Raw genomic sequence first — 15,686 nt, 5'->3', positions numbered from 1 at the left:
GGGGGTTCCCTTCCGGCGCCGGTCGCTACCGGCTGCCGTGGACACGGACGTTGGCTGCGGACAGGTACAGGGCGTTCTTCAGCTGGAACGGCGTCAGCCGGGGCCGGCTCGACAGGATCCGCGCACACAGCCCCGCGATGAACGGCGTGGCGAAGCTGTTGCCCGAGCTCCGGATCGACGTACCGCCGAGCCACGCCACCTGGACCCGCTGGCCCGGCGCGAAGAACTCCACCGGCGGCTCCGGGTTGTAGAGGTGGAGATCCGGGTCGTCCTCCTGGTGGCTGCCCACCGAGATCACCGAGGAGAAGCGCCAGGGAAAACTCTCCACATGCGTGTTGTGTGCCGAGGCCACGATCACCGTCTGCTGGAAGTACGCCTCGTCCGCCAGCCGGCGCAGCTGCTCCACGAAACGGTCACTGCTGGTCGACAGGCTCAGGTTCACCACGTCGAACCGCTGGCGCACGGCCCACCGGATGCCTTCCAGCAGGACGTCGCCGCTGCCGGAGAAACGTTCCCCGAGGACCCTGACGCTGGTCAGCTCGCAGTCCGGTGCGGTACGCCGGATGATCCCGGCGCACGCGGTGCCGTGACCGCAGGCGTCCCCTTCCTCCGTCTCCTCGACTCGGACCTCTCCCTCGTCGTCCTTGACGACACGCCACGAACCGGCGAGCGGGCCGACCATGGGGTGCTCCCGTTCGACACCCGAGTCGACCACGCAGACACGGATGCCGGTCCCCGTACCGCCGAGCAGGCCGAGGCCCCCCTCGGGGGCGTCCGGAGGTCCGTCGGCCTCCACGGGTACGTCCTCGGGGCCGCGCCCCCGAAGCCCCCAGGTGAGTCCGGGCGCCGGTCGCCGCGCGGTGGTCATCGCGGTGCCTCCTCTCCGGGGTCCGTGACTCGTCCGGGGTCCGTGACTTGTCCGGGGTCCGTGACTCGTTCTGGGTACGTGACTCGTCCGGGGTCCGTGACTCGTTCTGGGTCGGGGTGGGACTGGCGTACGGCTGCGGCCTCCGGTTCCGGGTGGCGTACGGCTGCGGCCCTCGCCCTCGCTGTTGCCGCCTCCGCCAGGCGTACGGCCGGGAGATGGCCCTTGGCCGCGAAACAGCTCCGGGCGCGGGCCGCCGCCTCGGCCGCCTCGGCCGGGCGTCCCAGCACGAGGGCCGTACGGGCCAGGTCGAGGGCGGCGAGGCCCTGGACGATGGGCGAGTCGGTGCGGGCGGCCGTCGCGAACGCCCTGGCGGCCAGCCGGGTGGCGGCCTCCGACCGTCCTCGCGCCGCCGCGATCCGGGCACGCAGGCCGTCGAGGTCGGCCGACTCGGCTCGCGGCCGGAACGATTCCGCCCGCTCCCCCTCCAGTTCGGCGAGGGTGCCGTGGGCGGTACGCCAGTCGCCGAGGTCCAGTCGGATGCGGGCCGCGTCCTGCAGGGCAGCGCGCCGCAGCGCCGTGGCGCCGAGTTCCCGCGCGGCGGTGGCGGCCCGCTCCAGGCTGCGCAGCGCCTCCTCCGACCGGTCCGCCAGGTCGGCGACGGTGGCCGTGAAGATCGGTAGGAAGGCGTCCGCCTCGGCGTAACCGAGCCGCTTGGCGAGGTGTTCCGCCTCCGCCAGGCACTCCCTAGCTGCGTCACGGTCGTCCTGGAGGGCGAGGAGTACTGCCAGCGGGCAGTTGAGCGTCAACCGGACGGCCCGACGGCCGGCCCCCTGGTCGGCGAGAAGCTCGCGGCAGCGGGCGACGGCGTCCGCGACCGGTTGGGGGCCACGCCAGAGCGAGACCCCCGTCGCGCCGAGCGCAGCGGCCCGCTCCGGCTCGGCGTCCGCGCGTACGGCGTGGTCCAGGGCGCGGACGAGCAGCCGCTCCGCCTCGCCGTGCCGGCCCTGCTCCTGGGCCCCCTGGGCGAGCCGCAGGCAGGCCTTGGCCTGGCCGAGATCGTCGCTGGCCGCGGCGAAGACCGGGAGGGTGGCTTCGGCGGCTTCGGCGGGGGTCTCGTCGTGTGCGGGGAGCGGGACGAGTGTCCCGTCGGGGTCGGGGGGTGGGACGGGCGGCCCGCCCGGGTCGGGGCCGTCAATGCCGTCGGCCAAACGGACGGGACACTCGTCGCCGTTGGCGGAACGGACCGTAGCCTCTGCACCATCGGCGGACCGGACGGAAGACTCCTCGCCGTCCGCGGGCCGTACGCGAGGCTCGACCCGGCCGGCGGGCGGGCCCGCCGAGGCCAGGGCTAGACGTGCGTGTGCCGCCTCCACCGCGGCCGAGGCGTCGGCCGACGCCTCGGCCAGGACTTGTTCGAGCAGCGCTCTGCCTTCCGCGCCGCGCCCCAGGTCCAGCAGCGTCTGGCCGAGTCTCCGACGCGCCGCCGTCCTCCCCGGCTCCCCCGCCGTGTACCGTGCCGTAGCTCTGGACAGCAGGTCGGCGGCCCATACCGGGTCGGCGTGCGCGAGTGCGAGCCGACCCGCCTCGGCGAGCGCGTCGGCGGCCCGTCGGCGCAGGCCGTCGGTGTGCGGGTCCTGGGCACCCAGCTCGACCCGGTAGCGGTAGGCCTGTTCCAGATGGGCGCCGACCGCGGCGCTGCCCCGCTCACGCACCGAGTCCAGTCGCGCCGCCCGTTCGTGCCGGTCGGCCCGGTCCATCTTGGACTGGGTGGCGTACACGACCTCCTGGATCAGCCCTCCGGCGAACCGGAACGCCTCGCCGTCCCGCCTGATCAGGCGGTGCAGCACCAGCCGGTGCAGCGAGGGCCGTACCGCCGCCCCCGTCCACGTCTCCGCGGGATGTGCGGCGAGCACCGTCAGTTCGTCGGCGGTGAAGTCGCCGCCCAGAACGGACGCCAGGCCGAGGGCCCGGTGCTCCGGCGGGTCGAGCGCGTCGATCCGGGCGCCGATCAGCGCCTGGAGCTGGAGCGGGACGCTCTCCGCGTCGACGGGATTCCCCGCGAGCAGCAACTGCTCGAGGTGCAGCGGATTTCCGCCGACCCGTGCCAGGACCCGGGGGGCGAGCGGCTCGTCCCTCGCCGCGCCCCCGGTCAGTTCGGCCGCCAGGAGCTGCGCCTCGGCGTCCGTGAGCCCGGCGAGGGTGACGGCGGACCCGGCCAGTTCCGGTCGTACGTCGAAGAGGTGGGGGCGGGCGAGGAGGACGATCAGGACAGCCGCGTCGGTGAGTGCGCGCAGCAGCTGGTCGAGGGCGTCGAAGAGCGGCTGCGCGGCCCAGTGGCAGTCGTCGATCACCAGCACGACGGGTTCCGTCGCGGACAGTTCGGCGAGGACCTTGGCGAGTGCCGCGCAGGTGTCCGCCGGCGACGGATTGGGCGTCCCGTCCAGGAGCAGACCCTGCTTGAGCAGGTCCAGTTCGGGCGAGGGTGCGGAGGAGGCGGCGCCCGTCCTCAGCAGGTCGGCCACGGCGTCGGCCAGCGGCCCGAGGCTGGGCTGCTCGCCACGGGCCCGGCAGCGCCCGACCCCGTGGCGAGGGCTGATCGCCGTCGTGGATCCGACCGGCGCTGTGCCTGCCGGTACCGCCGTCCCCACCGTGCCTACGCCGACCGCCGTCGCCGCCGCCGTGCCTACCGATAGCGCCTTCCGCTCCGTCCTCGTTGCCCCCGCCGTGGCAGCTGTCGCAGCCGGGGCCTTGGTGAGCGACGTGCCCACCGTGGCCGCCCTCCCCCTCGCGCCCTGCGCCCGCCCCTCCGCGCCTCGCGTCGCCCCCGCCGCCGCCCCCGCCCCCTCCCCCGCCGCCCGGTGCAGCCACTCGCGTACCAGTCTCGTCTTGCCCTGGCCCGCCTCCCCGCCGACCACCACGCGATCAGCCCTGCTGGTACGGGTCACCCCAGTCAACGCGGCGTTCAGCACGGCGAGTTCGTGCGTCCGGCCCACGAAGGCGAGGTCGAAGCGGCGCAGTGCCTCAGGGGCGTCCTCCTCGTCCAGGCCCAGCAGGCGGTGGGCGGCGACCCGGTCGCTCTTCCCCTTGAGCAGCAGCGGGCCGGTCTCCGTCGTCCGGACGCCGGGTCCCGCGGCCGCCAGCGTGTCGGGGCCGATGAGGATCTCCCCCGCCCCGGCGTTCTGTTCCAGGCGCGCGGCGACGTTGACCACCTCACCCGAGACCATCGCCTGCCTCAGCGTCGCCGAACCCGTCACCGCCTGGCCCGTGTTGACCCCGATACGCATCTCCAGTCGTACGCCGACCGCCTGCTCCAGCCGGGCGTTGAGCCCCGCGAGCGCCTCCCGCATGGCCAGGGCCGCTGCGAGCGCCCGGCGGGCGTCGTCCTCTCCCACGACCGGCACACCGAAGACGGCCATCACCGCGTCCCCGATGAACTTCTCCACGGTGCCGCCCTGTTCCTCGATCCGCAGCCGCATCAGGTCGAACCAGCGGAGTGTCACCGAGCGCAGGGTCTCCGCGTCCAGCGCTCCGGACAGCGCCGTGGAGCCCACCAGGTCGCAGAAGAGCACGGTCACCACTTTGCGCCCGGTCGCCTTGGCCGTGACCGGGCCCTGTGTGCTCGGGCTGCCGCAGGACGGGCAGAACCGTGCTCCGGGCGGCAGTGCGCTCCGGCACGAGGCGCAGGGCATGGGTTCCTCCGAGATGGCGTGGGTCGGCGGGCGGATCGCCTCCGTCGGATACGTCAGAAGAGGGCGCCTCCCGCCACATCGGCATGGGCCTGCACCTCGGGAGCCACCGCGTCCAGCCGGCCCCTGATGTCGACGAGCAGGGCCAGTTCCTCCGGGGTGAGCGCGCGCAGGACCTCGTGCTGCTCCTCGCTGAGGGCGTCGACGACGAACCCGGCCGCGGCGAGCGCCTCCAAGGTGGGCGCGGACGGCGGACCGGAGGACGGGGACCCTGAGTGCGGGGACCCGGATGCCTCGGAGCCCGAGGCCTTGGAGTCGGAGGCCTTGGAATCGGACGCCTCGGACCCGGAGGCCTCGGGGTCGGGTGACGAAGGGTCGTCGTGCGGAGCGGCGGCGTCGGCGGTCACGGGTGTCCTCCGGGGGTGCTGGCGAGGGAGAGGAAGAGCCGGGTGAGCAGGTGGGTCGTGTGCAGCGCGCTGATGGAGACGGCGGTCCGCTGGGACGGGGTCAGCGCGAGGGCGTCGAGTTCCCGGTAGAGGTCGTCGAGGTGACCGCCGTCGAGCTCCGCGTGCCCCCTGAGGGTGCGGAACGCACCGTCAGGGAGCCCGGTGGCCGCGGCGAGACGGTCGGCGAGCCGTGGCCCGGGCGCATTGCCTTCCAGTACCGCGATGTAACCGAGCAGGGTGACGGGGTGCTCGTGCTCGATCCGGTAGTACTGCGCCCCGGCGAGCTCGACCGCGACCGGGTGCGGCACGGTGTCCGGCACGGCACCCGCGGCGGCCAGGTCGGCGAGCAGCCAGAGGTCGTGGTCGCGCTCCTCCTCGGCGTGGCGGACGCAGTACGCCGCGAGGCGCCGCGCCGACGGGTCGTCGAGCTCGGCGCTCCGCGCGGCGGCCCGTTCGAGGAGCGGCACCGAGGCCCGTACCAGCGCGTGCATGGCGGCCAGGTAGCGCGGATATCGCTGCCGCAGTCCGTCCGGTCGCCAGAGAGACGCGATGGCGGCCCGGAGTACGGGGGTGGTGGGCGCCAGCGTGGTCGTGAGCGCGAGGGACGCGGCGGGGTTCGCCGGCGGGCTGCACGTGTTCGGCCCGGTGGGGTTCATCCACGGCTCCACGTATTCGACGCGGCTCTCTTCATCGGCGGGCTCCACGTGTTCGGCGCGGCGGGATTCATCGGCGGTCGTACTCCTCCGTCCGAGGCGGCTCGACCAGGTGCGCGTAGCGCGCGCAGCCCAGGCGACGTACCAGGGCGGCTGGTCCGGCGGCCAGCTGCTGCTCCGCGCCGAGCCGGTCGAGCAGTTCGCCGACGCGGCCGCCGGCGTCACGGGCCGCGCCCGCGAGGACCTCGGGGCGGTCCGCGAGTGCGTGACAACTGCGGCAGTAGCCTTCCGGGGCGGGCGAGGTCGCGTAGCGGGCGTGCAGCCGCCGCGGGCCGACGGCGCGCAGCATCCGCAGCACCGGGGAGCCGAGGGAGCGTGCCCGTACGGCCTGCCAGTCGTCCTCGGCGATGTGGCCGAGCCGCAGGTGCGGCGGCACGGGGCGCCGGTCCACCGTCCACTGGTTGCAGCAGGCGGCCACGGTCCCGTCGAAGGCGACCACCGGCCAGGCCGCGAGGGCGCACGGCGCCGCGACGGAGCCGTCCGGTCCGGGCGGCGTCTCCCGGACGAGGCCCACCGCACGGCCGAGCGGCCGGACCTCGTTGACCAGCATCGGCACCTCCGCCGCGAAGACGCGCCGGATGTCCGCGACCGCCTCCGCCAGATACGGGTCGTCGGGGCCCGTCCCGGTGAGGTGGACGCTGACAGGGATCCCGGCATCGAGAACGCCCCGGAGAACGCGGAGCACCTCCCTGCGCGGGACCTCGCGTTCATGGTGGACGTCCAGGCTCGCCGAGAAGTGGTCGAGCGCCGTGATCGCTCGCATGATCCTTTCCGGGACACGCCCCTCACGGGCGAAGAACATCCCGCTGAGCAGCGCGACCCGGGAACCCGCCGCGTGTGCGCGTCCGGCCAGGCTCAAGACCAGCTCGGGCAGGAGCAGCGGTTCGCCGCCGGTGAGCATGACGACCTCAGGGCGGTCCTCCGTACCGAACGAACCGACGAAGCGCAGCAGATGTGCCGGGTCGGGCCGCTCGGACGCCGACAAGGAGGAGTCGGTGGAGCAGTGTGCGCAGCTCAGAGGGCAGCGACGGGTGAGCGCCACCAGGAGGCCGCCGCAGGGCACCGGCCGCAGGCCGATGAGCTCCGCCAGGTCCACGTCTCCTCCTCCGTGCTCGATACGTCGCTCGCTCGTACGTTGCCTGTACGGCGCTCGTCCTCGTTCCGCCGCTCGTTCTCGTACGGCGCTCCCACTCGTACGCCCCCTCGCTCTCGTCCCCGTAAGTCGCCCGTGCGGCGCGCAGGATGTCGCCCGATCGTCGCCCGGCGCGCCACACTTCCGGTTCGGGAACGCCTGGTAATCGGTTAAATCCCCAGGTCAATGCGCCCGCCTAAGGGCTCGAAGGGGCCGCGTGGCCCGGCATTCGGGCGGGTTCCGGGGGCGTACCGCGTCCGTGGCATCGGCTTATACCGGCCTCGAACCGGCGGTCAGGCGTTCCCATACCGGGCGTCCGTACGTTTCTTCTCATCCGGCGCAGCGACGCCGCCGACCAAGGAGGACGAACATGCCCGAGAACACGAACCCGCAGCCGACCGAGGACGAGGACATCGAGGTCGTGGCGCACAGCGAGGACGAGGAGGCCGAGGCCGGCTGCATCGTCAACAACTCCAGCGACCTCTCCTGACCGAGGTCATCGAGTTCTGAAGCACCGCGCGGGCCACCCGGTTCTCGGCAGATCGTGCCAGGAGCCGGGGGGCCCGCGGCCCCGAACCCGACCCGCCGAACGCCCGAGGGAGCTGGCACGTCGTGAAGATCCTGCTCTGCCCGCTCAGCGACGGCGGCTACCTCTACCCGGCCCTCGCGGCCGGGCGTGAACTGCGGCGGCGCGGTCATCACATCAGCGTTCTCGGCCGGTCCACCGCCGCGCCCTTCGTCGCGGAGGCCGGGTTTCCGTTCGCGCCGGCGGAGGACTTCGGCGGACGGCGGGCCTTCTCCGCCACCTGGTGGGGGAAGACCGGTACGGCCCAGTACCGGGCGACCCTGCGCGCGGCCCGGGACGCGGAAGCCGACCTGCTGGTCACCTCGGTGCTGTGCACCGGCGCCCTGCTCGCCGCCGAGGAACTCGACATTCCGGTGGTGGTGATCGGGCTCTCGGTCCATCTGTGGGACTACCGGACCGGCGGCGGTGACGAACCGCACCTGGGCAGGACCCGGCGGAGCCGTACCCTCGACTGCCGGCGCATCTACGCCGCCACGCGCGACGAAACCGCCCTCGCGGGGCGTACGCCCCGGTGGAAGGACGACCCGCTCCTCGGCGACGCCCTGCTGCTCCGCGGGGATCCCGCGCTCGAGTACCCGGGCGCGGAACTCCCCGAGCGCGTACGGCACGTGGGCCCGCTCGCCTGGGAACCGACGCCCGACCCGGGAGAGGCCGAGGCGGTCGCCGACCACCTCGCGCGGTCCGGGAAACCCGTCGTCTACGTCCACCTGGGACGTTTCTTCGGGGGCAACAGTCTGTGGCCCCGACTCAACGAGATCTTCACCGGCGGCCGGTTCCAGGCCGTGGTCGAGCAGGGCCGCTCCACCGATCCCCGGCCCGCTCCCGGCGCCGACATCCTGCTGGTCCGCAAGCCGTGGATGGGCCCGCTCGTCGACCTGGCCGGAATGGTGCTGGCCAACGGCACCTCCGCTCCCGTCCTCGCCGCCCTCCTGCGCGGCCGGCCCCTGGCGCTCTCGCCCAACGGCTCCGAGCAGCCGCTGCTCACCGGCGCCTGTGTACGGGCCGGGGTGGCCGTACGCGTCCCTCCCACCCCGTCCACGGATCCGTCGGCTCTCCTTGAGCGGGCGTGGCACGACGACGGTCTGCGGAGCCGCGCCCGTGCGCTCGGCGGCAGGCTCGCCGCGCCGGGCGCCGCGGCGCGCGCCGCCGACGTCGTCGAGCACGTGGCCCAGGCATCCGCAATCCCGAAGGAGGACCATGAGTACGCGATCAGCCGGCCTCGATGAGGCCGTGACGAGTCTGTCCGCGGGTGTGCGGCGCTGGATCGGGCAGCATGCGCGCTACCTCGACTCACCGGCCGGCCGCGCCGAACTGCCGGTGACCCCGCGGGCCAAGGCCCTCCTGCAACTCGCCCTGCTCCGCCGGTACTGGGAGATGGCCGCACCCTCCATGGACACGGCCCTGAGCCAGGTGACCGGCGTGGTCGAACGTGCCTGGGGGCGCCCCGACTTCCCGCATCTCCTCACCCTCGACCAGCGGTACGCGCGGCAGTTCGAGCTGATGTACGCGGCCCTGGCGCCGGCAGGAACCCCCACCGACGCGCCGCGCTCCGCGCTGGCCCGGCTGGCGTCCGACGGCTACCTGGCGCCGCGCCGGAAGTCGCCGTACCTGCACCTGGAAGCGCGGTTCTACGCGGATCTCGCGGGCGCCGACCACCGGTTCGCCTCGTACCGGGAGCTGTACGCGGCCAGCCTGCCGGCCCGGGCCGCCGCCCTTCCCGTGGCCGATCAGGCCGATGTGACCGATCTGGACGTGTGCGTGGTCACGCACACCGTCTTCTACCTGAGCGACTTCGGCCACCGCGATCCCGGGCTGACCGAGGAGGCGCGGACGCGGGCGCTCCACATCGTGGAACGGCTCACGGAGCACTGCGTGGACCTCGGTGAGTGGGATCTCGTCGGCAAGCTGGTGCTCGCCCAGTACTGCCTGGGCGCGGATCCGCTGGACACCCCGTCGGGGGCGGCCGGCTTCCGGATGCTCGCCGACGTACAGACGCCCGGCGGGGCGATCCCCGGACGGTCCGCCCTCCGGCGGGCTCCGGCGGACGCGACGCCCGTGGACTTCTTCCGGAAGTCCTACCAGGCGACCCTCGTCACGGCACTGGCGACGCTGATCGTCACGAGCGGCCGTGCCGACGGGACTTCCAGGTCGGGAGCACCGGGGACGCCGGCAGGAGAAGCAGCAGGGGCAGTACGGGCAGTAGCGGCAGTACAGGAGGCACGATGAGCACCGACCAGGCAGTGAGTCCCGAGCGAGCGGTGCTCTCCGCACCGGTGGCCGTCCCCGCGCCCTCCGACCCCCTCTCCTCCGACCCCGTCCCCTCCGACCCCCTCCCCTCCGGCGCGCGTCTCCTCCGGGGTGAGCGGAACTGGTGGTTCCTCGGTCCGGGCGGGGTGGCCCGTCTCGGCGGCCGGCACGTCACCGCCGACGGTGGCCTGTACCCCGAGGCGGAACACCGGCTGCGCGAGAGCGGCATGTTCACCCCCGCCCGGGTCACGGCGTACGCGCTGACCGTCCTCACCAGCACCCACTGCAACCTGGGCTGCGGCTACTGCTTCCAGAACACCGCGCAGGACGAGGCGGGCGGCAGCCGGCCGCCCCGGATCGCGCGGACCCGCCTCAGCTCGGAGACGATCACCTCGATCCTCGGCTTCACCGAGCGGCAGATGGCCGCCGTCGGTCTGGAGAAGCTCAGGATCCTCCTCTTCGGCGGGGAGCCGCTGCTCAACCCCCGTGCCTGTCTGGAACTCCTGGAGCGGGCCGCCGACATCGCCCCCACGTCCGCCTGGATGATCTCCAACGCGACGCTGCTCACCCCGTCGCTGGCACGGCGGCTCGCCGACCGCGGGCTCACGTCCATCCAGGTCACCTTCGACGGAGACCGCGCCGATCACGACCGCATCCGGGTCGGCAGGGCGGACGGCAGCGGGACCTTCGACAAGATCGTCCGCAACATCGTCAAGGCCTCCGAGGCCTCCCCCATCCAGTGGACGCTGCGGGTGAACGTCTCCCAGGAGACCTTCCACGGCGTCGACGCGCTCATCGACCGGCTCGTGGGCGCGGTCGACCCCGCGCGGTGCACCCTGTACTTCGCCCGGGTCGGCGACGTCGGCGTCGGATACGCCAACAGTCTGCTGCACACCGGCGAACTCCCCGCCGCCTTCACCCGCTGGCAGCGCCGGGCGCTCGACCTCGGCTTCACCGTGAGCCGCCCCGGCGCCCGCAAGACCTGCGTCACCTGCGGCCACACCGACGGCCGCTACGGCGCGGTGGTCAGCGCCGACGGCACCCTGGCCAGCTGCTGGGAGACCGCGGGCAAACCCGACTGGGAGGTCGGCACGGTCGCCGACGGCTACCTGCCCGGTACGGAGACCCGCGACCGCTGGATCGCCTGCCAGGACCTGTACCGCTACGACGAGAACGCGCGGACGCTCGCGAGGTTCCGTGACACCGTGGACACGGCCCTGCTCGACCATCTGCACGAGACGGGGCGCCTGTAGCCATGCCCTCCCTCTCACCCTCGCCCTCGCCCTCGCCCTCGCCCGCACCAGCACCCGCACCCGCAGACGCCCGCTCCGGCTCACCAGCGCCCCTGGAGCGTCTCTCCGTCGGCGCGCTCGACTGGCTGGAAAGGAATCTGGACCACTTCGACCCGTTCTCGCCGAGCGCCCGTTCCGCGACGCACGGCAGGGCGAAGGCCGCGCTCGAGCTGGCCCTGCTCTGCCACTGCGCGGCCCGCCCGGACGGCGTCCCCCCGGCGCTCGACGGGGCACTCGGCGAGGCGGCGGCGCTCGTACGGAAGCTGTGGCAGGACCCGCGGTTCCCGGCGCTCTTCGACGAGGTCCCCGCGTACGCCTCCACGTACACGCTGATCTACGCGGCGCTGTCCCCCGACGGCATCGACGACACGCAGTGCCGGGGCGCGCTCGCCCGGCTGGACCCCGGGTTCCTCTCGCCGCGGGGGAAGTCGGCGTACCGGCGCATCGAGATCCGTTACTACGCGGACAAGGCCGGTGCCCGCCACACCATCGAGCCGTACGCCGAACTCCTGCCGCGGAGTCCCCTCGTGGCGTTCGGCGTCGGCTCCGGGGACGTGACGGGACCGGACGCGCCGCCGCTCGGCACACCGGAGGCGTACGCCCTCACGCACACCGGGTTCTATCTCGGTGACTTCGGCCGGACCGCGACGGGTCTCACCGGCGGCGCCCTGGCGCACGCGCTGGACCTGGTCGACCGGATGCTGCGGCACTGCGTCGCGCACGACCGGTGGGACCTGGCCGCGGAGCTCGTCCTCACGCAGTTCATCCTGGGGAGCGATCCGCTGCGCACGCCCACGGGAGCCGCGGCCGTGGAGTGCCTGGTACGGGCCCAGCGGCCCGACGGCGCGATCCCCGGGCGGTCGGCGGCGCTCACGGCGTCCCCGTCGGCCCCGGCCGGGGAGTTCTTCGCCACGGCGTACCACACGACCCTGGTCTCCGCCCTCATGGCGCTGGCCGTCTCGTCGCCGGGGCCGTCATGACACCACGGCTGACCCTGATCAACCGCGACTACACCCGGCTGTGGTTCGGGCAGGCCGTCTCGTCCGTCGGCGACGCCGTCTTCAGCACCACCCTGGTGCTGTGGGTGGCGACCGTTCTCGCCAAGGACGAGACCTGGGCGCCGGTCGCGGTCAGCGGCGTCCTGATGGCGTCGAGCGCCGCCGTGCTCGTGATCGGTCCGCTCGCGGGCGTGTTCGTCGACCGCTGGGACAAGCGCGGCACGATGCTGCTCAGCGAGGCGGTCCGCGGCGTGCTCGTGGCCCTGCTGACCGTGGTCTCCTTCCTGCCGGCCGACGCCCTCCCGAAGGGCGTGTGGCTCGGCCTCGTCTACGCGACGGTGCTCCTGCTGCACGCCGCCGGCCAGTTCTTCTCCCCGGCGCGCTTCGCGATCCTCGCGGACCTCGTGAAGGGGGACGCCGACCGCGCCCGGGCGGCCGGCATCGCGCAGGCGACCGGCGAGACGGCCTGGATCATCGGTCCGCCCCTCGCCGCACCCCTGCTGTTCACCGCCGGACTCCAGTGGGCCCTGCTCTTCAACGCGCTCTCCTACGCGGTGTCGTACGTCGCCATCCGTTCCATCGGCGTACGGCCGACGGCCGGAGGCCCGACCGGCCCTGGTTCCGGGCGGAAGCCGAGCGGTGGCCAACGCGCCGGTCTGCGGCAAGAGTTCACTGACGGCCTGCGCTTCTTCGCTCGCAGCAGGTTCCTGGTCGCTCTGCTCCTGCTCGCCGTCATCGGCCAGTTCGGGATCGGCGCGCTGAGCACCCTCAACGTCTTCTTCACCACCGACAACCTCCACGCCGAGGCCCACCTCTACGGATACGTCGGCATGGCCATGGGGATCGGCGGCATCACCGGCGCGCTGTGCGCGGGCCGGGTGGTGCAGTGGTTCGGGGCGCGGCGGAGCACCTGGATCAGTCTGCTGGTGAGCGGTGTGCTGCTCGTCGCGTACTCGCGGCAGAGCGGCTTCCTCGCCGGCGTCGCCCTCCTCTTCGTCTTCACCGTCCCGCTCACCGTCCTGAACACCGCGATGGCTCCGCTGCTGCTCGCGGCGGCGCCCCCGGACTACCGGGGGCGGGTGATGGCCGTGTTCTATCCGGTGACGAAGCTGGCGTCGATGCTCTCGGCGGTCCTGTCGGGCTGGCTCGCCGGCTCCGTGCTCCACGGCTTCGCCGGCTCGGCCGGGGGGATCCGCTTCGGGCCCATCGACACGATCTTCGCGGTGTCCGGGCTGATCGTCGTGCTCTCCGGGGTCTACGCCTGGCTCGCGCTGCCCGGCACGGAGACGGCAGAAGCGAAGGCCGAAGCGCCAGTCGGGGGAACGGACGGGGCGACGCCCGGCCCGGCAGACGGGGAAACGACCGACGAACCCGTCGCGGACGCCGGTGTCGGTACGGTCCCTTCGGCGCCCGCCCATCGTCCGCCCCACCACCGATCAGGGAGCATCGAGTGACCCCCGACGACGTGCGACCTCCACGGCGCCCGTACCCCCACGCGGAGCGGCAGGACGTCGTCGAGGAGCTCCACGGGCTGCGCGTCCCCGACCCGTACCGCCGGCTCGAGGACGCCGAGGACCCTTCGACGCTCCGCTGGAGCGCGGAGCAGGAGACGCTCTACGAGGCGGAGCGCGCGGCCTGGCCCGGACTCGAGCGCTGGAAGGCGGAGGTCGCGGCGCTCGACGCCGTCGACCGTGCCAGGTCGCCCAAGGTGCGCGGCGACCGGGTCTTCTGGCTGCGGCAGGACGCCGGCCGGGAGCATCCGGTGCTCGTGGTCGCGGAAGCCGGGTCGAGCGGAGCCGAGAGGGCGGGCGGGGCGGCGCGGGTGCTCCTTGATCCTGCCGTCCTCGACCCGTCGGGGCGCACCGTGCTCGATGCCTGGGAGCCCTCCGTGGAGGGCGATCTGCTCGCCTGTCAGGTGTCGAGGAACGGCACGGAGGACTCGCTGCTCCAGGTGATCGACGTGGCGACCGGGAAGGTCGTCGACGGGCCGGTGGACAGGGTGCGGAAGTCGTCGATCGGCTGGCTGCCCGGGGGTGGGGCGTTCTATTACGTCAGGCACCTGGACCCGCGGCTGAACCCCGGCGAGGAGCGCTACCACCGCCGGGTCCATCTGCACCGGGTCGGGACGGCGCCCGAGGCGGACGCCGTGGTCTTCGGCGAAGGGCGGGACAAGACCCAGTTCTACAGCGTCTCCGTGACGGCGGACGGCCGCTGGCTCGGCGTCACGGCCACGCTCGGCACCGGGCGCGGGACGGACCTCTATCTGGCCGACCTGTCGGCAGGGCCGCTCGACCGTCCGCCACTGCTGCCGGTCCAGGAGGGCAGGCCGGCCGCCACGCGCCTGCACGCCCTGCCCGGTACCGGTCCCCGGGACGTGGTGTGGCTGCGTACCGACCGCGACGCCGCCCGCGGTCGGGTCGTGGCGTGCCGGCCGGCCGAACTCCACCGGGGCCCGGACGTCTGGCGCGAGGTGATCCCGGAACGGCCCGACGCGGTGCTGACCCATTTCGTCGTGGTGTCCGGCCCGGAACTCGCACACCCCCTGGGCGTGGCGGCGTGGACGCGCGACACGGTCGCGGAGGTGACCGTGCACGACCTGGTCGCCGGCCGGCAGGTCGCCACGGTCCCGCTCCCCGGCACCGGGGCGGTCGGCGACTTCACGGCCGGGCCGCCCGGCAGTCACGAGGCCTGGTTCGCGTACACCGACTTCGTCACGCCCACGCGGGTGCTCCGCCTCGACGCGCGCACGTGCCGCGTGACCCGCTGGGAACCGAACACCCAGGAGGAGGCCCACGAGTCCCCGCATGCGCCTGACGCGCCGGCCACCCGGGCGGTCCCGCGGGCCCTGACCGCCCGGACCACCCCGGAGGGCCCGGACGCCCCGGCTGTCCGCGGCGCCGTCACCCGTCAGGTCGCGTTCCCCTCGCGGGACGGGACGACGGTCCGCATGTTCGTGATCTCCCCGACGGGGAGTCCGGACGTGCCGCGTCCGGCGCTGCTCACCGGGTACGGCGGCTTCGGCCGCACCATGTCGCCCCGCTACCGGGCCCAGGTCCTCGCCTGGGTCAGGGCGGGCGGGGTGTTCGCCTGGGCGGGGCTGCGCGGCGGCGGCGAGGAGGGCGAGGCCTGGCACCGCGCCGGCAGCCGGGAGCACAAGCAGAACACCTTCGACGACTTCGCCGCCGCCGCCGACCGGCTGGTCACCGAGGGCTGGACCGAGCCCGGCCGGCTCGCGATCATGGGCGGCTCCAACGGCGGACTCCTCGTCGGCGCCGCTCTCACCCAGCAGCCGGAGAAGTACGCCGCCGTGGTGTGCATGGCACCGCTCCTGGACATGGTCCGCTACGAACTGTCCGGGCTCGGCCCCAGCTGGACGCCCGAGTACGGGAGCGCGCGGGATCCGGAGCTGCTGCCGACGCTCCTCGGCTACTCGCCGTACCACCGCGTCACGCCGGGGACCGCGTACCCGGCGGTGCTGCTGGCCGCCGCGGACGGCGACACCAGGACCGACCCGCTGCACGCCCGCAAGATGTGCGCCGCGCTCCAACACGCCTCGACCGGACCGGGACCCGTCCTGCTGCGGCTTGAGCACGGCGTCGGCCACGCCGCCCGGGCCGCGTCCCGCGCGGTGGCGCTCCAGGCCGAATGTCTCGCGTTCCTCGCCCGGCATGTAGGCCTTTCGGCGCCTGGGGCGGCACACCGGTGAGAGGGGCCTCGG

11 protein-coding genes are annotated in these 15,686 nt (G+C 73.8%); 6 read left to right on the top strand and 5 right to left on the bottom strand.

Going from position 1 to position 15,686, the window contains the following annotated elements:
- Nucleotides 1–25: 25 nt before the first annotated feature.
- The 5 genes from ACZ4VK_RS08310 to ACZ4VK_RS08290 all read right to left on the bottom strand — a co-directional run bounded on the left by ACZ4VK_RS08310 (nucleotide 26) and on the right by ACZ4VK_RS08290 (nucleotide 6,809).
- Nucleotides 26–868: a S8 family peptidase gene (locus ACZ4VK_RS08310; RefSeq protein ID WP_468349790.1), complete on the bottom strand. Its 843-nt coding sequence runs from the start codon at nucleotides 866–868 to the stop codon at nucleotides 26–28.
- Nucleotides 865–4,557, bottom strand: coding sequence for an adenylate/guanylate cyclase domain-containing protein (locus tag ACZ4VK_RS08305; protein WP_468349788.1), 3,693 nt, complete (start codon nucleotides 4,555–4,557; stop codon nucleotides 865–867). The genes ACZ4VK_RS08310 and ACZ4VK_RS08305 overlap by 4 nt, the downstream gene beginning before the upstream one ends.
- Before the next feature lie 53 nt (nucleotides 4,558–4,610).
- Nucleotides 4,611–4,790: an aroma-sacti cluster domain-containing protein gene (locus ACZ4VK_RS08300; RefSeq protein ID WP_468350797.1), complete on the bottom strand. Its 180-nt coding sequence runs from the start codon at nucleotides 4,788–4,790 to the stop codon at nucleotides 4,611–4,613.
- Between the two features lie 167 nt (nucleotides 4,791–4,957).
- On the bottom strand, nucleotides 4,958–5,656 hold the full coding sequence (locus ACZ4VK_RS08295) for a hypothetical protein (protein WP_468349786.1): 699 nt from the start codon (nucleotides 5,654–5,656) through the stop codon (nucleotides 4,958–4,960).
- A gap of 67 nt (nucleotides 5,657–5,723) precedes the next feature.
- Nucleotides 5,724–6,809 carry a radical SAM protein gene (locus ACZ4VK_RS08290; RefSeq protein ID WP_468349784.1) on the bottom strand — a complete coding sequence of 362 codons (1,086 nt, stop codon included), beginning with the start codon at nucleotides 6,807–6,809 and terminating at the stop codon, nucleotides 5,724–5,726.
- A 648-nt stretch (nucleotides 6,810–7,457) separates the two neighbouring features.
- Between ACZ4VK_RS08290 and ACZ4VK_RS08285 the strand changes: the two genes are divergently transcribed.
- The 6 genes from ACZ4VK_RS08285 to ACZ4VK_RS08260 are packed head-to-tail and all read left to right on the top strand — an operon-like array spanning nucleotide 7,458 to nucleotide 15,674.
- The gene (locus ACZ4VK_RS08285) at nucleotides 7,458–8,657 is read left to right on the top strand and encodes a glycosyltransferase (protein WP_468349782.1); all 1,200 of its coding nucleotides are present in this window, start codon (nucleotides 7,458–7,460) and stop codon (nucleotides 8,655–8,657) included.
- Entirely contained in the window at nucleotides 8,629–9,657 is a 1,029-nt protein-coding gene (locus tag ACZ4VK_RS08280; protein ID WP_468349780.1) for a DUF6895 family protein, read from the top strand. Before ACZ4VK_RS08285 ends, ACZ4VK_RS08280 begins: the two co-directional genes overlap by 29 nt.
- A complete protein-coding gene (locus tag ACZ4VK_RS08275) occupies nucleotides 9,654–10,931 on the top strand; it encodes a radical SAM protein (RefSeq protein WP_468349778.1) in 1,278 nt (425 codons plus the stop codon). The genes ACZ4VK_RS08280 and ACZ4VK_RS08275 overlap by 4 nt, the downstream gene beginning before the upstream one ends.
- 2 nt (nucleotides 10,932–10,933) lie before the next feature.
- Nucleotides 10,934–11,950 carry a DUF6895 family protein gene (locus ACZ4VK_RS08270; RefSeq protein ID WP_468349776.1) on the top strand — a complete coding sequence of 339 codons (1,017 nt, stop codon included), beginning with the start codon at nucleotides 10,934–10,936 and terminating at the stop codon, nucleotides 11,948–11,950.
- A complete protein-coding gene (locus ACZ4VK_RS08265) occupies nucleotides 11,947–13,422 on the top strand; it encodes an MFS transporter (protein WP_468349775.1) in 1,476 nt (491 codons plus the stop codon). Before ACZ4VK_RS08270 ends, ACZ4VK_RS08265 begins: the two co-directional genes overlap by 4 nt.
- The gene (locus ACZ4VK_RS08260; RefSeq protein WP_468349773.1) at nucleotides 13,419–15,674 is read left to right on the top strand and encodes a prolyl oligopeptidase family serine peptidase; all 2,256 of its coding nucleotides are present in this window, start codon (nucleotides 13,419–13,421) and stop codon (nucleotides 15,672–15,674) included. The genes ACZ4VK_RS08265 and ACZ4VK_RS08260 overlap by 4 nt, the downstream gene beginning before the upstream one ends.
- Nucleotides 15,675–15,686: the final 12 nt, after the last annotated feature.

The sequence above is a fragment of the Streptomyces sp. NPDC028711 genome, assembly GCF_055565415.1.
Note: the sequence above shows the minus strand (reverse complement) of the source record. Positions and strands in the feature narration are given on the sequence as shown.